General features: G+C 43.5%; 19 protein-coding genes. 5 read left to right on the top strand and 14 right to left on the bottom strand.

Translation table 11 applies throughout. The features are described from left to right. Window positions 1-61 precede the first annotated feature (61 nt). From IGJ17_RS01175 to IGJ17_RS01135, 9 genes are all read right to left on the bottom strand, one after another. Window positions 62-1,015 carry an ABC transporter permease gene (locus IGJ17_RS01175; RefSeq protein WP_005232556.1) on the bottom strand — a complete coding sequence of 318 codons (954 nt, stop codon included), beginning with the start codon at window positions 1,013-1,015 and terminating at the stop codon, window positions 62-64. Continuing rightward, on the bottom strand, window positions 1,015-2,166 hold the full coding sequence (locus IGJ17_RS01170; protein ID WP_005226844.1) for an ABC transporter permease: 1,152 nt from the start codon (window positions 2,164-2,166) through the stop codon (window positions 1,015-1,017). Before IGJ17_RS01170 ends, IGJ17_RS01175 begins: the two co-directional genes overlap by 1 nt. Beyond that, the gene (locus IGJ17_RS01165; protein ID WP_005232559.1) at window positions 2,159-3,769 is read right to left on the bottom strand and encodes an ABC transporter ATP-binding protein; all 1,611 of its coding nucleotides are present in this window, start codon (window positions 3,767-3,769) and stop codon (window positions 2,159-2,161) included. The genes IGJ17_RS01170 and IGJ17_RS01165 overlap by 8 nt, the downstream gene beginning before the upstream one ends. Window positions 3,770-3,906: 137 nt before the next feature. Further along, window positions 3,907-5,025, bottom strand: coding sequence for a BMP family lipoprotein (locus IGJ17_RS01160; RefSeq protein WP_429961038.1), 1,119 nt, complete (start codon window positions 5,023-5,025; stop codon window positions 3,907-3,909). Between the two features lie 62 nt (window positions 5,026-5,087). Beyond that, window positions 5,088-5,486: a cytidine deaminase gene (locus tag IGJ17_RS01155; protein WP_008376409.1), complete on the bottom strand. Its 399-nt coding sequence runs from the start codon at window positions 5,484-5,486 to the stop codon at window positions 5,088-5,090. A gap of 54 nt (window positions 5,487-5,540) precedes the next feature. Then, the gene (deoC, locus tag IGJ17_RS01150) at window positions 5,541-6,203 is read right to left on the bottom strand and encodes a deoxyribose-phosphate aldolase (RefSeq protein ID WP_008376411.1); all 663 of its coding nucleotides are present in this window, start codon (window positions 6,201-6,203) and stop codon (window positions 5,541-5,543) included. 13 nt (window positions 6,204-6,216) lie between these two features. Next, entirely contained in the window at window positions 6,217-7,518 is a 1,302-nt protein-coding gene (locus IGJ17_RS01145; RefSeq protein ID WP_042890150.1) for a pyrimidine-nucleoside phosphorylase, read from the bottom strand. A 123-nt stretch (window positions 7,519-7,641) separates the two neighbouring features. Then, window positions 7,642-8,661, bottom strand: coding sequence for a LacI family DNA-binding transcriptional regulator (locus IGJ17_RS01140; RefSeq protein WP_005226832.1), 1,020 nt, complete (start codon window positions 8,659-8,661; stop codon window positions 7,642-7,644). A 250-nt stretch (window positions 8,662-8,911) separates the two neighbouring features. After that, the gene (locus tag IGJ17_RS01135) at window positions 8,912-9,517 is read right to left on the bottom strand and encodes a class I SAM-dependent methyltransferase (RefSeq protein ID WP_008376416.1); all 606 of its coding nucleotides are present in this window, start codon (window positions 9,515-9,517) and stop codon (window positions 8,912-8,914) included. A 336-nt stretch (window positions 9,518-9,853) separates the two neighbouring features. Between IGJ17_RS01135 and coaA the strand changes: the two genes are divergently transcribed. The 4 genes from coaA to IGJ17_RS01115 all read left to right on the top strand — a co-directional run bounded on the left by coaA (window position 9,854) and on the right by IGJ17_RS01115 (window position 14,608). Continuing rightward, on the top strand, window positions 9,854-10,777 hold the full coding sequence (gene coaA, locus IGJ17_RS01130) for a type I pantothenate kinase (protein ID WP_005226828.1): 924 nt from the start codon (window positions 9,854-9,856) through the stop codon (window positions 10,775-10,777). An 80-nt stretch (window positions 10,778-10,857) separates the two neighbouring features. Then, complete coding sequence (gene guaA, locus IGJ17_RS01125) at window positions 10,858-12,423, top strand: glutamine-hydrolyzing GMP synthase (protein WP_429961037.1); 1,566 nt, start codon at window positions 10,858-10,860, stop codon at window positions 12,421-12,423. Between the two features lie 335 nt (window positions 12,424-12,758). Beyond that, window positions 12,759-13,634: a glycosyltransferase gene (locus IGJ17_RS01120; RefSeq protein ID WP_016611513.1), complete on the top strand. Its 876-nt coding sequence runs from the start codon at window positions 12,759-12,761 to the stop codon at window positions 13,632-13,634. Further along, window positions 13,631-14,608, top strand: a complete 978-nt coding sequence (locus IGJ17_RS01115; protein ID WP_429961036.1) for a matrixin family metalloprotease — start codon at window positions 13,631-13,633, stop codon at window positions 14,606-14,608. Before IGJ17_RS01120 ends, IGJ17_RS01115 begins: the two co-directional genes overlap by 4 nt. 325 nt (window positions 14,609-14,933) lie before the next feature. On the opposite strand, the gene IGJ17_RS01110 is transcribed toward IGJ17_RS01115, so the two are convergent. From IGJ17_RS01110 to IGJ17_RS01095, 4 genes are all read right to left on the bottom strand, one after another. Then, window positions 14,934-17,951, bottom strand: a complete 3,018-nt coding sequence (locus IGJ17_RS01110) for a polysaccharide lyase 8 family protein (protein WP_429961035.1) — start codon at window positions 17,949-17,951, stop codon at window positions 14,934-14,936. A gap of 204 nt (window positions 17,952-18,155) precedes the next feature. Beyond that, window positions 18,156-18,965 carry a PTS system mannose/fructose/sorbose family transporter subunit IID gene (locus tag IGJ17_RS01105; RefSeq protein ID WP_005226799.1) on the bottom strand — a complete coding sequence of 270 codons (810 nt, stop codon included), beginning with the start codon at window positions 18,963-18,965 and terminating at the stop codon, window positions 18,156-18,158. Next, window positions 18,949-19,737, bottom strand: a complete 789-nt coding sequence (locus IGJ17_RS01100; protein WP_005226797.1) for a PTS mannose/fructose/sorbose/N-acetylgalactosamine transporter subunit IIC — start codon at window positions 19,735-19,737, stop codon at window positions 18,949-18,951. Before IGJ17_RS01100 ends, IGJ17_RS01105 begins: the two co-directional genes overlap by 17 nt. A gap of 140 nt (window positions 19,738-19,877) precedes the next feature. Further along, window positions 19,878-20,840, bottom strand: a complete 963-nt coding sequence (locus tag IGJ17_RS01095) for a PTS mannose/fructose/sorbose transporter subunit IIAB (RefSeq protein WP_429961034.1) — start codon at window positions 20,838-20,840, stop codon at window positions 19,878-19,880. Window positions 20,841-21,030: 190 nt separating this feature from the next. Between IGJ17_RS01095 and IGJ17_RS01090 the strand changes: the two genes are divergently transcribed. After that, window positions 21,031-21,738 (top strand): GntR family transcriptional regulator, encoded by a 708-nt coding sequence (locus tag IGJ17_RS01090; RefSeq protein ID WP_008376433.1) that lies wholly within the window; start codon window positions 21,031-21,033, stop codon window positions 21,736-21,738. Window positions 21,739-21,762: 24 nt separating this feature from the next. Here the strand turns inward: IGJ17_RS01090 and IGJ17_RS01085 are convergent, their stop codons facing one another. Then, window positions 21,763-23,538 carry a glycoside hydrolase family 35 protein gene (locus IGJ17_RS01085; protein WP_429961033.1) on the bottom strand — a complete coding sequence of 592 codons (1,776 nt, stop codon included), beginning with the start codon at window positions 23,536-23,538 and terminating at the stop codon, window positions 21,763-21,765. Window positions 23,539-23,541 lie beyond the last annotated feature (3 nt).

The raw sequence follows: 23,541 nt of genomic DNA, 5'->3' as shown, positions 1-23,541 counted from the left end.
AAAGGGCAGGACACAGCAACACATTCATGTCCCATAGCCCCACCCTTTCATACTGAAAAAATTATTTAGATTTAATGTAGTTCTTCCCGTTAGCTTTCGGACCAGCAGCTTTTCCAAGGAAAAGAACGAGCACGATGATCGTCAAGGCATAAGGCGCAGCTTGTAAGTAAACTGCTGGAATGGAAGAGATGATTGGCAGCTGGCCACCTACGATACTGATGTTTTGCGCGAAACCGAAGAAAATCGCTGCTCCCATCGCACCAAGTGGATTCCATTTACCAAAGATCATCGCAGCCATCGAGATAAACCCTTGACCGGCGATCGTTGTCACAGCAAAGCGACCCGCGATCGATTGAGCAAACAAGGCACCGCCCATCCCACCAAGGAATCCAGAGATCAAGACGCCTGAGTAACGCATCACGTAAACATTGATCCCTAAGGTATCAGCTGCTTGAGGATGCTCACCGACAGAACGAAGACGCAACCCAAAGCGTGTTTTGAAAATCACGAACCACGCGATCACTGAGATCAAAATAGCGAAGTACGCCGGTAAGAACGTTTGATTAAAGAAAATCGGGCCAATGATAGGAATATCTTTAAGAATCGGGAAATTGAAATACCCCAATGTCCGTTGGATGTTATCGGTTTGCCCTTTGTTGTAGATCGCTTTAACTAAGAACACGGCCAAAGCTGGTGCCATCAAGTTCATCACCGTACCACTGATGATGTGGTCTGCACGGAAGTTGATGGTTGCCACCGCATGCAGCAAGGAGAAAACCACACCGACAAGTCCGCCGACGAGCATCCCTAACCACGGTGTCCACGCACCAAATTGTGACGCAAATTCAATATTGAAAACAATCGAGCTAAAAGCACCCATAACCATGATTCCTTCAAGACCCACGTTAACGATCCCGCTTCGCTCTGAGAACACGCCACCTAGCGCCGTCAAAATCAGAGGAGACGCATAAATCAATGTTTGAGTGACGATCGAAGAAATTAAACTAATATCCATTAGATGGTTCCTCCTTCCTGATCTTGATCGTTTGGTTGGGCTTCAATCTCCTGTACGACTAGCGCTTCTTTTTTGCCGTCAAAGATTTTTGCCAACAAGAAACGAATCACAAAACTGATCGCTACGAAGAAAATAATAATTGCGATATTAACATCAACTAATTCAGATGGAATACCTGCAAACTGCATGCCTTGTCCACCTAATTTCAAAATACTGAACAAGAGGGCTGAAAGCAAGATTCCGATCGATGAGCCGCTTCCTAACAAGGATACAGCCATACCGTCAAACCCGATGCTTAATGATGACCCTTGAACGAAGAAGTTTTCAAACGTTCCTAGTCCTTGAACGACTCCACCTAATCCGGCAAGTGTTCCAGAGATGATCATGGAGATAATGATCGTCCGTTTGCTACTCATCCCAGCATATTCAGAAGCGCTTGGGTTCAAGCCCACCGCGCGGATCTCATAACCAAGAGTGGTTTTTTTCATCAAGAACCAAACCAAAACTAAGAAGATTAAAGCTAAGAAGATCCCCAAGTTCAAGCGAGAGTTGCTCGTGATGCTTGCTAGAAACGGGGTCTGCATGGAGGCATTTTCCCCCACCATTTTCGTGACCCCTTTTGTCGTGATCATGGATTCGCTCATCACATTATTGACTAAATGGTTCCCCGTATAAAGCAAGATATAGTTCATCATGATCGTCACGATGACTTCACTCGTACCAAAGAATGCCCGTAGGAACCCAGGAATCGCAGCTGCGATCGCCCCGCATAACGCCCCTACGATCACGGCTAATGGCAAGACCACCAACCGAGGCGCATCCGGCATCGCTAGTGCGACCCAGATACTGGCAACCCAACCTGCTAGCGCTTGACCAGAAAGACCGATATTGAAGAATCCCGCTGAGTTTGCAACGGCAAATCCAAGAGCGGTAAAGATCAATGGTCCTGCTGTAACAAAAATCTCACCAATGTTGCGGGCATTTAACCCACCTGTTTGTCCGTTGATAAAAACGGTCCGGAACATTTGTGTATACCCTGTGATCGGGCTGTAGCCGAAGGCCGCCATGATGATTCCGCCAAGGACGAATCCCAACAAGACAGCGATGATCGGCACTAATATATTGCGGATCTTTTCTTTGCGGTTATTCAACCGAACCACCTACTTCCTCCATTTGCAGCTCTCGTCTTGCTTCCTCCAAGGAGTACCCTGCCATCAACAAGCCAAGCTCTTTCTCTGATGTTTCTTTCGGATCAACGACCCCAACGATCTCACCAGCATGAATAACAGCAATGCGGTCTGATACATTCAAAATTTCATCTAATTCAAAGCTGACTAATAAAACAGCTTTGAACTTATCCCGTTGTTCAATCAAGCGTTTGTGGATAAATTCGATCGCTCCGACATCCAACCCACGGGTCGGATTGGCAACGATCAATAGATCAGGATCGCGGCTGATTTCTCGTGCGATAATCGCTTTTTGTTGATTCCCGCCGGACAATGCCCGTGCCGGTACGATCTCATTGACTGTTCGTACGTCAAATTCTTGAATCAAGTCACGAGCAAACTCGTTGATCTCTCCATAGTCCAAGACACCTGCATTACTCAAAGGTTTTTTGTAGTAGGTTTGTAAGGCGATGTTTTCTGATAACATCATATCCAAGACAAGCCCGTATTTATGGCGGTCTTCTGGCACATGACCAACGCCGGCTTCGGTGACTTTCCGAGGCTTGAAGTTGGTGATGTCATCGCCATTCAGCAAGACCTTGCCACTTTCGACTTTCCGTAAACCAGTGATGGCTTGTAACAGCTCTGATTGCCCATTGCCATCGATACCAGCAATCCCCAATACTTCACCTGCACGTACTTCTAAGCTTAAGTTTTTGACTGCTTCTAAGCCACGGTTTTCTTTTACAACTAAGTTTTCAACAGAAAGCACGACTTCTTTTGGTGACGCCTCTTTCTTCGGTGTCTTGAAGGACACAGAACGACCAACCATCATATCGGCCAACTGTTGGGAGCTGACGTCTTTGACATTGACAGTGCCGATCCCTTGCCCCCGACGGATAACTGTACAACGGTCTGCCACCGCTTTGATCTCATCCAGTTTGTGGGTGATCAAGATGATCGATTTCCCTTCACGCACCAATCCGCGCATGATCTCGATCAGTTCTTCGATTTCTTGCGGTGTCAAAACTGCCGTTGGTTCATCAAAAATCAGTACATCTGCGCCGCGGTAAAGAGTCTTCAAGATCTCTACCCGTTGTTCCATCCCGACAGAGATGTCACGCACATAAGCATCTGGATCAACCGATAAACCATATTGTTCAGAAACTTTTTTGATTTCTTTGCGGGCTTTCTTGCGATCTAACACACCGAGATGATGGGGTTCGCTCCCCAAAATGATATTTTCTGTTACAGTAAAGGCGTCTACCAGCATGAAATGCTGATGCACCATACCGATCCCCAATTTGTTTGCTGCGGTCGGACTCGTGATATTCACTTTTTCACCATTCATCCAGATTTCACCAGATGTTGGTTCCAATAATCCTGACAGCATATTCATCAAGGTCGACTTGCCCGCTCCATTTTCACCAAGCAATGCGTGGATTTCTCCCGGCCTTACTTGCAAGTTGACATCGTCATTGGCTTTGAACGTTCCAAACTCTTTGGTGATATGACGCATTTCTACAACATATTTTTCCTCAGCCAAATTACTCACATCCTTACTTTCTAATTCGCTTATACAAACCATTCGTCATGTCAAAAAAATAATTGCTATTGCTTAGGATGATTACTATCCTCATGAAAACCCGTAGCTTTCATCAACATAGTAATCCAACAACGATCATCTTGCCCTAAGCTAGGGCAAGATAACCGAAAAGAACCACTTTATTTTTCAGGTGTTTCTGGTACTTCTACTTTGCCGTCGATCACGTCTTGTTTCGCTGTTTCGATCGCTGCTTTGGCATCATCTGAAAGGAACCCTTCAGTAATGTCTACACCGCCATCTTTCAAGCCGTAAACAATGTGTTCGCCGCCAGGGAAGTTATCTTCTAACGCACGAGTTGAGATATCTTGTACCGCTGCGCCAACACCTTTCAATGTTGAAGCCAGTGTGAAGTTATCTTCTTTGCCGTCAGCAGTTGTGAATTTTCCTTCGTCTTGTTGATCGCTATCCACACCGATGACCCAAACTTTTTTGTCTTCTAGGTCTGCTTCGTTCAATTGTTCGTTGATTGCTTTTGCTTCTTGGAAGACACCTGCACCAGTACCGCCAGATGCGTGGAAGATTACGTCAACGCCACTTTGGTACATTGAAGCTGCCAATGCTTTCCCTTTGGCAGGATCACCAAATGATGCTGCATATTGAGGATCAACCGTGATTTCTTTGCCTAATTTTTCAGCTGCGTCTTGAACGCCCTTCATGAAACCAGCTTCGAAACGGTCGATAACGACGCCTTCTTCACCACCGATGAAGCCGACTTTGTTTGTTTTGGTTGTATAAGCTGCTGCAAAACCAGCTAGGTAAGCTGCTTCGTTGTCTTTAAATGTTGCCGAAACAACGTTGTCTTTGCCTTCGATCACATCATCGATGATCCCGAATTGTGTATCAGGGTTTTGGTCAGCTGCTGCTGCGATTGAATCTTTCAATAAGTAACCCACACCGAAAACTGTTTTGAAACCATTTTGAACGGCACCATTTACGTTTGTTGTGTATTCTGATGCTTCATTTGATTGCACGTAGTCATAACCACCAGCACCGCGAGCGATCCCGTGTTCTTCCCCCCATGCTTCTAAGCCTTCCCATGCGGATTGGTTGAATGAACGGTCATCCACCCCGCCGATATCGGTAACGATTGCGACACTATGCGCTGCATCAGTCGTACCGTCTGCAGAACCGCCACCAGTTGAATCAGTTGAACCTGAATTTCCTCCGCCACAAGCACCAAGTAAAGTCAACCCAGCTACTGCAACAATACCTAAACTAAATAATTTTGCTTTTTTCATTGCTGTAAAGCCCCCTAAAAATATAGTTTTTTCAACAGCCGCATCGACTGAATGAACATGGTTTATAAATCTTTGTTCGTAAAGTAATAAGGCAATAGGCCTTCTACCGTGGTTTCTTTGATCACACCATCATCGCCGACTAAGGTCACCGGCATATCTGGCGCACAAAATTCCACCATGACCTGGCGGCAAGCACCGCAAGGAGAGATCGGTTCTGGCGTATGACCCGCCACAACCAAATGTTGAAACTCTTTTTCGCCTTCAGAAACGGCTTTGAAAAAAGCGGTTCGTTCTGCGCAATTTGTTAAGCCATATGAGGCATTTTCAATGTTAATCCCTTGATATATCGTACCATTTTTGGCAACGAGACAAGCACCGACCGGAAACTTAGAGTACGGCACATACGCTTTATCTAAGGCGGAAACGGCGGTGTCGATCCACTCTTTTTTCGCTGTTGTCATTGTCTTCCCCGCTCTTGTTTTTATTTTTTGCTACTTTACTTAATAATGCTAAGCTTAGTAGCCAGCACCTGTTGAGCCAGTCACGATAGCAACACTTGCGCTTGTTCCTAAGCGGTTTGCGCCCGCTTCGACCATAGCTGCCGCTTCTGCTTCGTTGTGGATACCACCGGAAGCTTTGACACCCATTTCTGGTCCTACAGTTTCACGCATCAAGCGAACATCTTCAATGACTGCCCCACCAGTTGAAAAGCCAGTTGAGGTTTTCACGAAATCTGCACCGGCTGCTTTGGCTAATTCACAGGCTTTGACGATTTCTTCGTTGTCTAATAACGCTGTTTCAATGATTACTTTGACAAGCGCTTTGTCTTTGGCCGCTTCAACGACTGCTTCGATGTCTGCTTGAACTTTTTTGTATTGTTTTGATTTCAAGGCACCTACGTTGATTACCATATCGACTTCATCTGCGCCGTTTTTGATCGCATCTGTTGTTTCATAAGCTTTGACTTCAGATGTGTTTGCCCCTAAAGGAAAGCCGATCACGGTACAAACAGCCGTTGGTTCGCCTTGTAATTTTTCTGCCGCTAATGAAACCCACGTTGGATTGATGCAGACAGAATAAAAGTGATAGGTTTTTGCCTCTTCGATGATTCGTAAAACATCTTCCTCCGTTGCGTCTGCTTTCAAAATCGTGTGGTCGATCATGCGATTCAATTCCATTTTTATTCGCTCCTTATTCTGTAATAATGTCATGGATCAATGGCGGTTCTGCGCCATCTTCCCCAATTTCAATATTTTGGTCGATCAATGCTTTGACATCCTCGATTGCTTCGGTATTGCTATAGATCGTCAATAGCGATTCTCCTTCAGTTACGGATTCGCCAACTTTCTTATGCAATTTGATGCCCACTGCATGGTCGATGTCTTCGTCTTTGGTCTTACGACCTGCCCCTAACATCATCGCCGCGATCCCTAGCTCATTGGCAACTAATTTCGTCACCACGCCGCTAGTTTTCGCTGGGACCTCAACTTCATATTTTGCTGTCAAAATCTTGCTCGGGTCATCGATCACTGAAGCGTCTCCGCCTTGATCTATGATCATCTGTCTGAATTTTTCTAACGCTTTGCCTGAATGCAAGGCTTCTTCCAACAGTTGGCGTGCTTCTTCCAATGAATCAGCTTTTTTCGCTAAAACGACCATTTGGCTGCCCAGTGCATAGCACATTTCTTCCAAGTCTTTCGGTCCTTTTCCTTGCAGTGTCTCAATAGCTTCCACCACTTCCAAACTGTTCCCGATCGCTTCCCCTAGAGGTTGTGACATATCAGAAATGACTGCCATCGTTTGGCGATTTGCCAATTTTCCGATGCGGACCATCGTTTGGGCTAAGCGTTTGGCATCCTCCAAGTTTTTCATAAAGGCGCCATCGCCTGTGGTTACATCTAACACGATCGCATCGGCACCTGCCGCGATTTTTTTACTCATGATCGAGCTGGCGATCAATGGGATCGAACTAACCGTTGCCGTCACATCTCGTAAGGCATACAGTTTTTTGTCCGCAGGAGCTAAATCTCCTGATTGACCGATCACGGCCACTTTGCTTTCGTTGACTAATCGGATAAAGTCGGCTTCAGAAAGCTCGATTTTAAATCCAGGGATCGCTTCAAGCTTGTCTAACGTCCCTCCGGTATAGCCTAAGCCGCGGCCAGACATTTTCGCAACCGGTACGCCAACACTAGCCACTAATGGCGCTAGGATCAACGTGGTCGTATCACCAACACCACCAGTCGAATGCTTATCGACTTTGATTCCTTCAATTGAGGATAGGTCGATCACTTCGCCAGAATTTGCCATTGCTAGCGTTAAGTTCGTGATTTCTTCATCTGTCATATCTACATAAAAAATAGCCATCAACAAGGCACTCATTTGATAATCTGGAATACTTCCTTCAGTATACGCAGTTACAATGTAGTCAATTTCTTCCTTCGTCAATGACTTGCCGTCACGTTTCTTTTCAATTAAATCCACCATTCGCATCGAAATGACCCTCGCTTCCTTTAACATTATACAATAATTTTTCGTAGGGTAAACCACTTTAGTAAAACAGTTTACTAAATATCGCAAAACTATGAAAACACTTACAAGAAGAAATATACCGCATTATTTCTCGCTTGTCAATGTCTTCACGCTCTCACGAATAATTAATTTTGTATCAAAAATCTTATTTGGAATTCGCCGTGTCGGAAACTCAATGGCGTCCACTAAAAACTTCGCTGCGGTAAAACCGATTTCAAAGGTCGGCTGCATGACCGTGGTAAGCGGTGGTGTGATGTATTCCGATAATTTCAAGGCATCAAAGCCGATCACCGAGTAGTCTTCTGGTACTTTTTTGCCAGCCTCATAAATCGCTTGATAACAGCCGATCGCCATGGCGTCGTTGCCGCAGAAAAACGCTGTGATCTCTTTGTACTTCAATAATTCCTTCGTTGCTTCGTACCCGCCGGTAACCGTTAATTCAGCATTTTCTACATATCGGCCTTTAAAAGGGATCTGATGGTCCTTCAAGGCATGGCGATAGCCATTGAACCGTTCCTCTAATTGATAGTAGCCGGTGATTTCTTTGAGCATCGCAATGTTGCGGTGACCGTTTTTGATCAAATAACTGACGGCTTGGTAGGCACCTTCGTATTCTTTCACGATTAAACGACCATTGTCCCGCTGATTGATCCCGCGATCGACTAAAATAATTGGTCGGTCATCAAAGAACCCGCTCTTCAAGGAATAATCCTCCGGCAGTAAATGCGGCGTCGCTAATAAGATACCATCTACCGAACGATGAGACAGTTCATTCAAATATTGAACCTCTTTTTCTTGGCTGTGGCGCGAATTGCATAACACTAGCATGTAACCTAGTGGATTGAAATAACTTTCCGCCCCTTCAATGACTTTAGAGAAAAAGAAATCCGTCACATCAGGCACGATCATTCCGATCGTTTTTGAATGGCGGTTGATAAGATTCGAAGCAAAAAAATCCGGCTTATAGTGATATTTATTTACGATATCTAAGACCCGCTTCCGGGTTTCTTCACTAAAACGGCTGCCTTTATTGTTTAGGATCTGCGACACGGTCGTGACAGAGACGCCAGCCATTTCAGCAATCTGTTTAATCGTCAATTTCATCTGCTTCTCTCCTCTCTTGCCTAAAGTGTAGCAAATTTTTCTCAAAAAAAATAGCACACTTTCAACAAGTGTGCGACTTTCTTTTTCGTTGATCAAAAATGGCCCGATGATATAGACAGCTGATTAACCAACGCTGCAATTGCCCGAAAGGCTGCTGGCAATAGGCTTTTTGGGAAACCAACTGGTCCAGTTGCTGCTAACCAGCGCTTGCCTTGGCGATGCCTTTGATCTGCTGAGAATCAAAGAGCAGCTACGCTTCTTTTACGCTTTGAATGATGTAATAGCCTTTGTCTTTTTTGATGATTTCGGCATTGCCAAAGGTCTCTTGCATTTTCTTTTGAGCACTCGGCGCTCCTTGTTTCTTTTGGATCACGATCGTTAAGGTTCCCCCTGCTTTTAGCAGCGGAAACGCCCCCGTCAAAATCTCATGAACGACTTCTTTTCCTGCCCGAATCGGTGGGTTGCTGAGGATCGCCGCATAAGCAGGTTGATTTAATTGGGCATAGATATTGGATTGATGGATATCTACCTGTTCAATGCCGTTACGCTGGGCATTGCCTTTTGCCAAATCCACTGCCCGCTGATTGATATCGATCATCTCGACAGGTCGTTGACTCGCATAAGCTAACGCTAAGCCAACAGGTCCATAGCCGCACCCAACGTCCAGCAGACTTCCTTCTGGTAGCTCCCCCCACTCAAACGCATCGATCAACACCCGCGAGCCATAGTCCACCGTGTCACGGGAAAACACCCCGCTATCTGTCACAAAATGAAACTTCTTTCCTCTTAATTCAAACGACCACTGTTCAAAATCATGGGCCGTATCAGGATTTTCTGTATAGTAATGATTACTCATGGTTATGCTCCTTTCTTCTATTTCCTCTTCACTTGTTTTTTCTACTGGTTTCTACTAGTTTTTCCTTGTTTCTTCTATTCGAACGAGTGAACATAGTGAAAACACTAGTAAAAAAGCCCAGCAAGATTTGCCTGCTGCTTCTTTCTAATCATACCGAAAAACAGCCAGAAGTAAACGCCCCGCAAAAAAAACAACGAAAAAACAGTTTTTTGTTGTTTCTGCAAAGGAAATCATGTCTTTTTTCCAAGTTCTGTGGGTTTCTATGGTAAAATACTTTCGAACAATGGCCTATCGCTTCTAATAGAAACCGATGATGCCGCAAAAAAGGAGCCTACTATGCAAGAAACCATGAATTTTTATCAAATTCCTCGTGAGCAATGGCAAGGGTTTTATACGAACGGCATGATGCCTTTCACTCAAGAAGAATTGGATAATATCAAAAGTTTGAACGACCGGATCTCGGTCCAAGATGTGGAAGATGTTTACGTGCCTTTATGCCATCTGATCCATCTTTATATGAAAGAGTTTGAATCATTGACCCTCAGCAAGGGACTCTTTTTACACCGCTACGTCAAAATGCCGCCTTTTATTATCGGCATCGCTGGAAGTGTCGCCGTCGGCAAAAGCACCACCGCACGGCTCGTCCAAAATTTGTTGGCCCGTTTGTTTCCCCGTAGAACCGTCCAACTGATCACCACTGACGGCTTTTTGTACCCGAACGAAGTCTTGGAAGAACGCGGCAGCTTGAATCGCAAAGGATTTCCAGAAAGTTATGACATGGAAGCCTTGATCAACTTTTTGAATGCGGTCAAATCAGGAGAACCAGACATTCAGATCCCCGTCTACTCCCATGAAGTCTACAATATTATTCCTGATACGTATGAAACGATCAGTCAACCAGATATCTTGATCGTGGAAGGCATCAATACCCTGCAACTGCCTGCCAACCAACAAATCTATATCAGTGACTTTTTTGATTTTTCAATTTTCGTTGATGCCCAACCAGCACTGATTGAAAAATGGTATTTGGAACGATTTGAATCATTACTAGACACGGCCTTTCAAGATCCCAGCAATTATTATTACCAATATGCGATCGGGGATCGCAAGGAAGCGATTAAAATGGCAAAAGAAGTATGGAAAAATGTGAATTTAAAGAATTTACACGAGTATATCTTGCCTACACGCAGCAGAGCCGATATAATTCTTCATAAAACAAAGCACCATTTGATCGATGAAGTGTTCTTGCGCAAGTATTGACCGCTTCATTTTTATGATTATGCTGTTGAAAAGGCCCAGCCTTTTTTCAATAAAAACTAAAAGAATTGAGGTAATTTATTGTGACAAACGTTGACACTTTGCCAAACGTCGAAAAAATTATCGTACTTGATTACGGTAGTCAGTACAACCAGCTGATTACACGCCGTATTCGTGAGTTCGGTGTTTTCTCAGAATTATTGAGCCACCGCATTACCGCTGAAGAAGTAAAAGCGATGAATCCAAAAGGGATCATCTTATCTGGCGGACCAAACAGCGTCTACGACGAGAACTCTTTCGGCATCGACGAGAAAATTTTTGATTTAGGCATCCCAGTTTTAGGGATCTGTTACGGCATGCAGTTGATTACTTATAAATTAGGCGGAAAAGTTGAACCTGCCAAAAACCGTGAATACGGCAAAGCAGAATTGGAAGTCACTTCTGATGCAGCGGCCCTTTTCCAAAACACGCCCGCAACCCAAACCGTGTGGATGAGCCACGGGGACTTGGTCACTCAAGCACCTGCAGGCTTTGATGTTGTGGCGACGAGCAAAGATTGCCCGATTGCTTCTATCCAAGATGCAGAACGCAAAATGTACGGTATCCAATTCCACGCAGAAGTTCGCCATTCAGAATACGGCAACGACTTACTGCGTCACTTTGCCATTGACGTTTGTCAATGTACAGGTGATTGGACAATGGACAACTTCATCGATATGGAAATCGCAAAAATTCGCGACCAAGTGGGCGACAAAAAAGTCTTGCTTGGTCTTTCCGGCGGGGTCGATTCTTCTGTCGTTGGTGTTCTTTTACAAAAAGCGATTGGCGATCAACTGACTTGTATTTTTGTTGACCACGGCCTCTTGCGTAAAGGGGAAGCCGAGCAAGTAATGGAAAGCTTAGGCGGCAAATTCGGCTTGAACATCATCAAAGTTGATGCCAAAGAACGTTTCCTATCAAAACTTGCTGGGGTTTCTGATCCTGAAGAAAAACGCAAGATCATCGGGAATGAATTCGTGTATGTCTTCGATGATGAAGCAACGAAACTAGCTGGCGAAGAAGGCGTTTCTTTCCTTGCCCAAGGAACCCTTTATACCGACGTCATCGAATCAGGAACCGAAACTGCTCAAACCATCAAATCACACCACAATGTGGGTGGTTTACCTGAAGACATGCAATTCAAATTGATCGAACCATTGAACACCTTGTTCAAAGACGAAGTCCGTGAATTAGGGACTCAACTTGGCATGCCAGACAGCATCGTATGGCGCCAACCATTCCCTGGACCAGGTCTAGGTATTCGTGTCCTTGGCGAATTGACAGAAGAAAAACTAACGATCGTCCGCGACTCGGACGCAATCTTGCGGGAAGAAATCGCAAATGCCGGCTTAGACCGCGACATTTGGCAATACTTCACCGTCTTACCAGGCATCCGCTCCGTCGGTGTCATGGGTGATGGCCGGACCTACGATTATACCGTCGGCATCCGTGCAGTCACTTCAATCGATGGCATGACCGCTGACTTTGCCCGCATCCCATGGGAAGTCCTGCAAAAAATCAGCGTCCGCATCGTCAACGAAGTCGCACACGTTAATCGGATCGTGTATGATATTACGAGTAAACCACCTGCTACTGTGGAGTGGGAATAAAGTAGCAACCTCACTTGGTTGCGAAATATTGATTTAACAGTTTTTTAGTTCACTTGGAATGGATAACAATGACCTGTTTTACCTAGGTTCACCACCAAAATCCCGTCAGATTTCTCTGACGGGATTTTTGATTTAGGCTTAATCTGACAACCCTTTTGGGAAAATACGATAAGAAATTGTTGATTCTCGTTAACTATGTTAATCCCAATAGTGGGACTAACGCTCATATTGGAAATCAGATACGATAAAATAAGCTTAAATGCTTTTATTGCCTAAGTTTCTATAGAAGGTTTTTATTAAAAAATAAAAAACACTAAAAAGGGTGGACATGAACTATGAAGAAGAAAGCTGTCGTTTATTGTGTTACGGGGTCACATATTCAATTAGCTGCAGTATCCATTGCGTCAATAGTAAATACTTATGAAGGGAATGAACCTTTAGATATATTAGTAGTTGTAAATGAACTAGGGAACGAAGAAATACTGAAATTGAAAAGTATTTCTAGATTATATGGAGAAAAAAATGTAATTATTACTATTTGGTATCCACCTAAAATAATAAACGAAATAAAGAATTATAGTAATTCGCGTTTTCCTGAAGTCACTCTGTGGAGATTATTTCTACCTTCATATTTTAGCAATTATGATTACATTCTCTATTTAGATAATGACACTATTGTATACGATGACGTATCCAATTTCTTTGATTTGATCCCTGATCAAAAATCAATTGCTGCAGTTAGAGACTTCTACTTCTCAGTTATAAGTGATACAGAGGACAGCTTTAAATATTTTGGCGTAAAAACTATGAAGAATTACTTCAATTCTGGAGTTATTTTATTTAATGTAGTTGTGTTCAATGAACAGATACGACCAGAAGCCATAGTACGTATGATAAATAAGAATGAATACTTGTATTTAGATCAAACCATTTTAAACATTCTTTGTGAGAGAAGTGTTGAGTTGTTGCCTTATGAATACAATTACCAGAAAGATGATCATTGGTTATTTGATTGGGCAAAAAATGTGAATCCACTCAAATTTTTGAAAATTGAAAAAGCTAGAAAAAATATAAAGATTCGACATTTCGTTGAATTTGAAAAAAATTCGATGCCCTGGGAGCATCTTTCCATACAAGATAGATGGGAAAAAGATTTTTGGAATTATCTGTATGAAATCAAGTCAACAAGTTTAAGGAGTGGAAAACAATGAAAAAAAATTTTTCAAAAATTCGTTTGTTATTTTTAATTGCATTAATTTACTCTATAGGAACAATTTCTGTAGATGCAAAGTCAGCCGACATAGCGAAGACGCCTATTGTTGATTATTACTATCCTGGAATATTGTATGGTACAGCTACTTGTGTTAACGAATACGGTGCCATCATTTACGACTCAAACTCACTAGGAGAAACCTACCAAGAGGCTGTCAATGAAGCTGCGCAATCATGGAATCAGTCGATTGGGAGATCGGTAATTGTCGAAAAATCAAGTGTAAATGCAGCAGATAACCAAGTTGATTTAGTTTTGCAATCAACGGATGGCGATTCCTATGCAGATATGGGGTACTCCGGATTTGGTTGGGGGAATAGTACGAACAGAATATTTTTGAATAAAGCTGCTTTAAATGACGCATCATCTGGAAAAGGAACCTCCGGCTACGTACAGCTGGTTTCAACTATCCGACATGAAATGGGGCATACTTTAGGTCTCCAACATGACAATGGATCAGTGATGGCTGATTTATATGATGCCCAGGTTAGCAACAATCAAGAGATGCTGGATGCAGCGCAAAAAACGGCGGACTCAATTTCTAAGGGGATACTTCCTGCTGTCCCATTATTCAACAAATATGCGATACTAAATATCCTTAATAATAGGGATAAAATCTATTATTTGAATAATCATCGTTCTAATCAAATTGCCTCAATCTTTTTAGATTCTCCTGCTGGAAAAATTTCTGGCGTTACTTTCATCGATCAAACAGTTGAAATAACAGGTAACTATAATTTGTATAAACTGTCTCTGTCCCCAAGAGATCCATATGTAGGAACAATTTCGAGTAATAATCTTATGAATAGAACTGTTTCAGTTACTGAAGATATTGTTTCTATTTATGGTCAACACTATTATCTTTTTGAAATTGATGGAGAAGAGTATATTGTTAATCGCCGCGCCTTCGGATAAATTCGCTACCAATTCTTACTTGAAAAGTTGCCACTGCAATCTTGGAAAAGTGTGCTTGCAATCTTAGATACATTCTTTAGTGGCAAACATACGCCTTTTAAGTAAGAAGAAAATTAGCAAACGTTTCATGCCAATGCGCAAGTTTTCAGCATTTTCTGTGAGGATTTTTTTGACAAAACCTCGGCCCTTGAAAAGTAGTTAAAGGAATTAATAGTCAAAGAAAAATCTATGTTTAGCCTTTCATCGTTTCATTTTCTAGCTGACAAAAAACAGCTAGAGATTGATCCCTAGCTGCTGATGATGAGACAGATAGCATTGAAACACCTTACTCGACTACAATCACTTTATTTCCACCATCTTGCTCCGCAAAGTTTACCGTAAATAGATCCGCCGAAGCATCATAGCTGATTCCATCGCTTTGAGAAACGATTTTTTGGTAGTCTTTTGGCAATTTTAAGGTCATGGTAGTCGTTGTTTGAGTTGGATCAGAAAAGGCATAGATGGTTTTGCCTTCTCTACTTGTTCTAATCAATGAAAGAGGTTTGTTAGTAGTAATATCGGCGACACTACCTCCATCATTCTGCCAAAAATTGATACCTAAATAGTCAGTTTGATCAAGTTTTACTGCTTGAACTTCCGAGGTATTGGCTAAAATCTCCAGCGGTTCTTCTTGGGCATAGGCAGTCAGTTCTGTTTCATTGATACCTGGCAACATGACATACGCATAATGATCCTCCATGGGATTTTTGCCATGATTGATCAAGAATTTTCGATATTCTCCGGTATAAACCGCATTACTTGGAAAGGCCTCATTGATTTCTGTATAGCTGCCTGTTCGTGTTTCACTTACCACGTTTACTGTCGTTTCTTCTGGAAAATAGTAACCGATATTGGCCTGGGAATGATCGGAGTCTAACAACAACCACTGCTTGCTACTTGTTTCATTTAACTGATCAATACTTCCTCGATCAGAAAGGATTTGATAAGTATACGCATCGTTTAGTAAGCGATTATCCACGACCGTCTCAATAGAAGCTGTCGTATCACCAGTGATTCCCGCACCTAAAGCGACAATCTGCCCATCAATGATAAACCACGATTTTTTTGCCCGCACGTTCATAGGTAAAACATTCCCGTTATTTTTTGTACCCGTTTTGTTTAATGCCATTCCCACCGCAGCTGCACCATCATAAGCCACACCGCCTACCCACTTTTCTGGAGACGTTACCGTTGTAAAAGCTGAATTTTCATCCGCTAATTGTATGGTGTCCACGGTTGTTCCTGGCAAGCGATATGGATCGACGGTCGGCCAATAGCTAGAATTGAATTGAACTTGATCATCATTATAGAGGTAGAGCATCCCGTCTGCTGTATGCCACCCACGCTTGTTTTCCTTGTTGCCAGCTTCAAAGGAAGAAATGCGACTGGAATATAGTCCTAAACCCACCATATAATCAGTTGTTCGTTGAACAAAGCGATCCATTGAAGCGTACAGTTTTGTTCCCGTAAAAGGTAATGCATCCCCTGTAATCGATGGGTCTGCCAAGAGATTCATTGTCATTTGTAAATCATTGAAGTCTCTTGCATTCGTCAAATAATAGTCTGGATTTTCTTTGAGCCAATACTTGGCAGCTTCACGGAATTTTTGCTGGTATTGGGTTGGTGCGAATTGGGATACGATCAGCAAATTATAAACTGTTGATGAGCCATAACCGACTTTGTTTTTGGCTGGAGCTCTTGAAATCGAACGACCATTGACCAACGGCAGCATTTCTCCTTGATAGATCAACGGCAAGAATGCTTGATCAACATTTTTAACAAACGTTTGTACGAGATCAGCGTCCATCTCAAAACTTGATCCTTGCGTGATAGCTAGAATTTGTCCCACACCCTTGATCAGTACATTTCCATAAGAACCAGTATAAGGGATCGTATTATGCTGAATAAAGGAGCCATCTTTATAAAAACCATCGCCTTTTGTGACTAACTGAAATACTTCTTCGATACTTGCTGAAGCTTGGGTGATTTTCCCAGCGTCCCTTTGCAAAATGCCCAAGCCTAATACAGTAAGCGCGAGATCTGTACGATTAGCACCAGAAGTCACAAAATTTGGAATAAAAGCAAGCTCAGTAAAACTGCCTTGTGTCTTCGTATACAATTGCTTGAAGGGATCTGGTACATAACTGCTGATAATGGCAGTGTATTGCTGTAATTTCTCGGACGGTAACTCAGCGCCTAAAATCATTAAAGTACTGATCAGTTTTTGCGGGACACCGATTTGCCAATCCCACCAGTTTCCATGGTACTTTTTTCCATCATACCCTTTTCGAGTGACCATGAAATCTATCCCATCAATAATCGTCGTCGCCACTGCATCATCTTGATACAAAGAACTACCTTTCGTGCCATAGGCTAAAGCCATTTTCTGTAATTTTGTAAATTGAGTCGTTACATCCGCTGAAGCAGTATTCCCTTGTTCGAGGGGCCATAGGCTCGTTCGATCAGATGCTTTATTTATGGTTTGATACAACGCCTCAGCTTCTGAGGTGACCATCTGCACGTAATCAGCCATAGTCGGATTATTTGGATCATAGTGATCGGAAACCAGTTGATTTTGCCATTTTTCTTGCAGTTGCATAAATTCTGCTGTGTGATCTTCCACGGGCAAGCTGCCGATAGGACCGCTGCGCATCGATAATACCTTCAGCTTAGATAAATTGCCAAACAAACGGATACCCACATACCCGGACCAGTCCCCATCAATTGCCGTACCATTGGGATAGTTTACCTTTTGATTCTCATAAAATAGCTGATCATTTAAAAAGGCACGAAAACTCGAGCCCTCATACTGAAGCAAGAGTTTATATTTTTGTCCCGCAATCAAAGTAGGTCCAGAAATAGCTGTCAGCCATTTTCCACCTGGTTGACCAAGTTGCCACTGCCCATCACGATTATAAGCAAACGATTGCCACTGATCTGTCTTTTGTTCATCTGCGCGAAAGACCACCCCAATGTTCGCTTGGTCTTCATATAAGAAAGTAGTTTCAAAATCCCCTGAAGACCGCTTGGGAGCATCTTTGTTGAGCGTTACTGATTCCAGATTGGTGCCTTGCTTCGTATTACTGATCATTAAACCAGTAGCATTTTGTGCTACTTCGGCTTTCCCGACTAAATCTTGCCAAGACCCTTTCTGGTTAGAAAAATCCGAGTGATAGATCGATTCTGCTTCCGGCAATTCGGGTATTTGTTCCTCGGCATTTCCAGAAAGACGAGTGGCGCCAACTACCGAATACAGCAACAAGAAACACCCCATGATCAGCAGATATTTTTTCCCTTTTTCCATCCTTTACTCCTCCTATTTCCCCGCGCAAAAGATAGCGCTATCATTTCGTGGAATAGGAAAAGAGTGAAGAAATTCATTTCCGCACTCTTTTCCATTTAGTTCAACTATTCTAAAAAAGAAAACAGGTTGACTACCCTAACTGCTTATACGATTTACAAAACAATCACAGCAGCTGCCCATTTCCTTTTACACCATGATTCTTTCCTAACCCAAAATACCAAACGCACTCAAAACGATCGACAAGATCAAGATGATCCAAATCACTCGAGTGGAATTTAGTTTCTTTTGGCCTAACATCCAGTAGGTCAGCAAGACGAGCAAGATAGGTACAAGAGATGGCAAGATGGCATCCAACGTGTCTTGGATCACTAATTCGACGCCGTCTTTTTTATAGACAAAAGGAACAGTTGCTTTGACGACAGAGGGAATCAAGGCACCAATCACTGTGACCCCTAAAACGGTTGCGGCATTGGTGAAGGCAGATAATTTGTCTTTCAAGGTCGTCACTAATTTGACCCCTTGTTTGTAACCTAGGGGAAGCAACGCTGCCCGACCGAAAAGTAACGCGATGTTGGCGATGATCCAGATGACACAACCAACGACGGAACCATTTTGCGCCAATGTGCCAGCAACAGAGCCAAAGATCGTTCCCCAAATCACGTGGAACAAGGAGTCACCAACACCGGCTAAGGAACCCATCAAGGCCGTTTTCAAGGCGATGATCGTTTCTTTGGCTTTGTGTCCGTCTTGTTCTTCAATCGCGACATCGATCCCCATGATCAAGTTCCCAAAGATCGCATTGGTATTAAAAAATTGATTGTGGGTCCGCAGCATATCTTGCAGCTGGGTTTCATCATGGCCATAGAATTTTTTCAAGACGGGCAGGATGCCGTAAAGGTAGCCCGAACTCATCATTCGCTCATAGTTCCAGTTTAATTGGCTTGCCAAAATATAACGCCAGCTAATGGTATTCAACTCTTTTTTTGTCAGTTTTTGATCACTCATCGCCATCATATCCTCCTTCAAAATCTCCGGCAGCTGCCGTTGCAACCGTGCCTTTTTCGCTATCACGTTTAAAGACTAACATTGCTGCTACAAGTCCGATGATGGAAACGCCGAGCATTGGTACTTGCAGATACGCAGCTAAAAAGAAGCCTAATAACAAATAAGGAATGTAGTGCTTTGTTGGCAAGTAGCGCAATAAGATCGCTACCCCGACGACTGGCAAGACGCCACCAGCGGTTTTTAGTCCGGTCATCAGCCATTCTGGCGTGTTATCGGTAATCGTCGTAACGACTGCATCTCCAGCTAAAAGCATCAATAAAATCGGAATCGCCCGTGACAATCCCCATAAGAAAGAACCCGATAAAACTAACCGTGGGATTCGTTTGACTTGCATGTTGTCGATGGCTCTATCGATCCGGTGTAGTAGAAATACGTTACAAAAACGAGCCACGACATCCAGTTGCAGCATCAGCAAGGACACTGGAACTGCTAAGCCGATGCCATATTCCGCGCCGTTTCCTGAGATCACGGCAAACGCTGTTCCCAGTACTGCGCCGGTAAAATAATCCGGGACGGATGCACCACCAAATGCGGCGATCCCCAAACGCATCAACTGTAAGGTCCCACCGACCATCAAACCGGTCTTTAAGTCCCCCATGATCATTCCAGAAATCATTCCGGCGATCGCTGGTTGGGTCAACGTATTGGAAATAAGTGAATCATTAATAGCAATAAAAGCATAAACAGTAATAAGAATGATTTGATACGCTGCTAAATGCATGAATTTTCCTCCTAATTGTATGAACGAGTCTTAACTGGCTAGTTATCGATCGTTATGTCGCCTCAGATAAATCGTGAAAAACACTCGTTTTTTGACAAATCTTCCGCTACATATTCTCCTCGATTCAATCCCTGCCTGGTTTATCCTCGTAATTTCTTCATAAAGTCGATCGATGGTTCATTGGGTACAAGCTGTGCCGTGACGGTGATGCCTTTTGCGGCGATCGCTTCAAAGATCGGCTCTTCTTCTGGCAGTACTTGAATGCTTTTGGTCACTTCCCGTGCGCCTTCTTTGTAGCTCATGTTGCCGACGTTGATCGCTTTGATCGGTCCATCTGCTTCAATATAACGCAAAACATCTTGGGGATTTTTGAAAAGTAAAAACAACCGTTGTTTTCCATAACGACCGGCGCGAATATTTTTGGCTGCCGTTGCCACTGGAAGGACGGAAAGTCGCATCGAAGTTGGCGCTGCCATTCGTAAAGAAGATTTTTGTAATGGGTCTACGGCGGCTTCATCATTGGCTACGATGATCCGTTGCGTGTTTAAACTGGTGGACCAGATACCGGCGACTTGTCCATGGATCAAGCGCTCATCGATTCGACTATTGACGATATTTTCTTGCCCAGCATACGCACTGTAATCCCCTAATTCCTCTTGCTTTACTTCTAACATCTCTTGTTCTGCCTGGTTCATCCCTGCTTTGACATCAACGATGTTTTCTTTGGCTAAGCAAAGCAGCTCGTTGATCGTCGCTCGTTGATTGACGACTGCCTCGATCACTACGGACAATGTCATTCCAGCGAAAATCGCCACTTCGTCATCCTCTAAATAATTCTTGACTGCAACGTTGCACGGGGTTCCTCCTAATAAATCCGCAATAATCAATGTCGAACCGTTAAGGGCTTTCATTTTCTCGTTCAATTCTTTTTCAAACTGCAGATTGTCACTATCTGGTCGTAATGAAACGGTGTGAACGTTTGCTTGCTGGCCTACGATCATCTCCAGACTGCTTTTGACCCCTTCTGCCATGCCGCCATGACTGATCAATACAATGTTTTCCACTAATTTCCCTCCTACTCCGCAGGTCGCCCCACTTAACATGTTATGTTCCTTGTAAGCATACTATACCACATGGCAAGCCATTCGTAAACCTAATATCTTAACATATTGAATTTTATTTTTCAGGCCTGTATAGACTGGAAAACAACGAATTTTCTACACTAATTAAGTGGCAGGAAAGGATTTAACATGTTATGCTTGATGTATTCATATGGAATGGAGGGAAACCACTGTGCTGCCAAAGTATGAGCAGATCAAGCAAGATCTTTTACAAGAAATCAAAGACCATAAATTCATTCCCGGCGATAAGTTTTATTCAGAGGCGGATATCAAGCGGATGTATTCTGTTAGTTCGATCACGGCAGTCAAAGCGTTGAATGAATTGACGAGTGCTGGCTATCTGTATCGCATCCAAGGCAAAGGGACCTTTGTTTCAAAAGCAAAAGTATCTCAGAGTGTGAAGTTTTCAGACATTGAGCTGCATTCACTGGACCAAGAAAAGGTCAAGGTCCTTGCGGTGGAAGAAGGAAATGCCCCAGAGATTTTGAAAGAATTAGGATTGGCTGCCAGTGCTTCCTACTACCGAATCAAACGAGTCCGCTATTTTGGCGACGTTCCTTTCTTGGTTCACATCACTCATTTGCCGAAGAAGCTGATGAAAGAACCGATCGCCAAAAACCTCAACCAATATGCTAGTGTTTATGAGCGGGTCCGAAAAGACTTTGCGATCGACCTTTTCTCATTGGCTTCTGTTGAAACCAACGAAATCGTCTTTCCTGATGACGCTGAATTGTTGAACTTATTGCAACTGAGCTTCCGAGAGCCTGCGGTCAAACAAGTCAAGCACTCCTATTTGGCAGATGGAAGTGTCGCTGAATACATCGTCAGCTACAAGCATTGGAAATATTTCAAAACAAAAATAGAAGTAGAGCCCGCGTAAATTTGGGTCTCTACTTCTAGTTTTTTATTCTACGACAGGTTGATCACAGAAAACGAGTTCCTTGATCTCAACGCCATCGGTTTCAAATACCACGACTTCGTTGCTGCCTTTTTTCAAAAATTCTTTCGGACAGTATAAGGAATGCACGGGGCCACGTTGCCAATAGCGACCAAGATTGATGCCATTGACGATAACGACGCCTTTCCCATACCCACGGCAATCGATAAACGTATCTCCTACCTCTGTCAGCGTGAAGGTCGTTTGATAAAAGGAGGGGTGTGTCGGATTTTTTCCTGCTTGATAATCGATGGCTTGTAGCTGTTCTGCGGAAAGCGTCAATGGGTAATGACGATAGCCTTGATGGAAATGAATATCTTGCATGATGCCCCCACGGATGCCTTTGGCTTGTGTAGGCCCATTCAATTTAAACCCGTAGTTCACGCGCCCTAAGTTTTCTACTAAGACATCTAGCTCGATGGTTTCTTTATCTGGTGTCCCTTGGATCAACAGCTCCTCACCTAGCGTTTCTTGGTATTGGATCGCCTGTAATTGGCCGTCGGTAAAAATATGCAACCGATCGCTAGCTTCTACCACTTTTAATTTGTTTTCTCGATGATAGTTTTTTAACTGAACCGAATAGAGCAAATAGCCGTAGCCTGTGCTGACAGTTTCCATTGTTAGTGGATACATGTTTTCTTGCGGTGCCATCAGCTGATCTTTGATAGCCAATAATGAGACACTGTTTTCGATGGGAAAGGTTCCTAATGCCGCTAATTGCTTGGTCCGTGGTTTGGCTTGCCACACTTCGGGACAGGCTTCTTTTATGGCTTTTTGTACATGATAGTATTTGTCGGTAGGTTCTCCTGCTTCTGTCAGTAAAGCATCGTAATCATAGCTGGACACTTGTGGTAGATCCAGCGCTCCCCGAGCGGAACAGCCATTGTAAAAGCCAAAATTCGTACCTCCATGGAACATGTAAAGATTCAAGGAGCCGACTGCTAACATCTCTTTGACTTCATTGGCTAAGTCTTGACCGTCTCGCTTGATGATTGGCTCCCCCCAGCGGTTGAACCAGCCATCCCAGTATTCCATGCACATGATGGGCCAATTTTTGCCATGTTTTGCCATGAAATCTTTCATCACAGCCGCATTTTCCTTGGAACGACTGCCGAAATTGCCTGTGACAAAGATGTCGTCTTCAATCAATGTCCCAGCGTCCAGTACTTCTTCCCATGCCCCATCTGAGGTAAACAAGGGTACATCGATGCCGTATTCTTCCATCAACTCCTTGGTCTGGCGCAAATACGCTTTTTCCATTCCATAAGAGCCGTACTCATTTTCCACCTGCATCATGATCACTGGTCCCCCATGGGTGATCTGCAACGGCACAAGCTTTGGCAACAAGACCTGGAAATAGTTGCGCACCTTTGCCATGAAGCGTGGGTCGGTTGAGCGCAACCGCATCGGTTCATTTAACAGCCAAGCTGGCAACCCACCAAATTCCCATTCAGCACAAATGTAGACGGAAGGTCGCAAAATGACCATCAAGCCAAGCGTTTGGGCTTGCTTTACAAAAGCACAGATGTCTTTCATCCCCTCAAAGTCGTAGACTCCTTCACGAGGTTCGTGGAGATTCCAAGGAATGTAGGTCTCAACTGTGTTGGCTCCCAGTGCTTTTAGATTGTAGAGGCTATCTGTCCATTGCACCGGTGTCATGCGGAAATAGTGGATCGCTCCGCTGATCAATTTGATTGGTTTTCCATCTAACAAAAAATCTTCTTTTATCTCAAACGTTCGCATGTC

Source organism: Enterococcus sp. DIV1096b (assembly GCF_050498765.1).
Classification (GTDB): domain Bacteria; phylum Bacillota; class Bacilli; order Lactobacillales; family Enterococcaceae; genus Enterococcus_D; species Enterococcus_D entomosocium.
The sequence above is the reverse complement of the archived record's forward strand: the minus strand, read 5'-3'. Positions and strand labels throughout refer to the sequence as shown.

Excerpts from the sequence above, each read along its gene's own strand:
- IGJ17_RS01140 (WP_005226832.1), bottom strand. The coding sequence starts at position 8,661 with ATGAAATTGACGATTAAACAGATTGCTGAAATGGCTGGCGTCTCTGTC.
- IGJ17_RS01100 (WP_005226797.1), bottom strand. The coding sequence starts at position 19,737 with ATGCATTTAGCAGCGTATCAAATCATTCTTATTACTGTTTATGCTTTT.
- coaA (WP_005226828.1), top strand. The coding sequence starts at position 9,854 with ATGCAAGAAACCATGAATTTTTATCAAATTCCTCGTGAGCAATGGCAA.
- IGJ17_RS01115 (WP_429961036.1), top strand. The coding sequence starts at position 13,631 with ATGAAAAAAAATTTTTCAAAAATTCGTTTGTTATTTTTAATTGCATTA.
- IGJ17_RS01165 (WP_005232559.1), bottom strand. The coding sequence starts at position 3,769 with ATGGTTTGTATAAGCGAATTAGAAAGTAAGGATGTGAGTAATTTGGCT.
- IGJ17_RS01110 (WP_429961035.1), bottom strand. The coding sequence starts at position 17,951 with ATGGAAAAAGGGAAAAAATATCTGCTGATCATGGGGTGTTTCTTGTTG.
- IGJ17_RS01120 (WP_016611513.1), top strand. The coding sequence starts at position 12,759 with ATGAAGAAGAAAGCTGTCGTTTATTGTGTTACGGGGTCACATATTCAA.
- IGJ17_RS01095 (WP_429961034.1), bottom strand. The coding sequence starts at position 20,840 with ATGTTAAGTGGGGCGACCTGCGGAGTAGGAGGGAAATTAGTGGAAAAC.
- IGJ17_RS01105 (WP_005226799.1), bottom strand. The coding sequence starts at position 18,965 with ATGATGGCGATGAGTGATCAAAAACTGACAAAAAAAGAGTTGAATACC.
- IGJ17_RS01155 (WP_008376409.1), bottom strand. The coding sequence starts at position 5,486 with ATGACAACAGCGAAAAAAGAGTGGATCGACACCGCCGTTTCCGCCTTA.
- IGJ17_RS01160 (WP_429961038.1), bottom strand. The coding sequence starts at position 5,025 with ATGAAAAAAGCAAAATTATTTAGTTTAGGTATTGTTGCAGTAGCTGGG.
- IGJ17_RS01135 (WP_008376416.1), bottom strand. The coding sequence starts at position 9,517 with ATGAGTAATCATTACTATACAGAAAATCCTGATACGGCCCATGATTTT.
- deoC (WP_008376411.1), bottom strand. The coding sequence starts at position 6,203 with ATGGAATTGAATCGCATGATCGACCACACGATTTTGAAAGCAGACGCA.
- IGJ17_RS01145 (WP_042890150.1), bottom strand. The coding sequence starts at position 7,518 with ATGCGAATGGTGGATTTAATTGAAAAGAAACGTGACGGCAAGTCATTG.
- IGJ17_RS01085 (WP_429961033.1), bottom strand. The coding sequence starts at position 23,538 with ATGCGAACGTTTGAGATAAAAGAAGATTTTTTGTTAGATGGAAAACCA.
- IGJ17_RS01175 (WP_005232556.1), bottom strand. The coding sequence starts at position 1,015 with ATGGATATTAGTTTAATTTCTTCGATCGTCACTCAAACATTGATTTAT.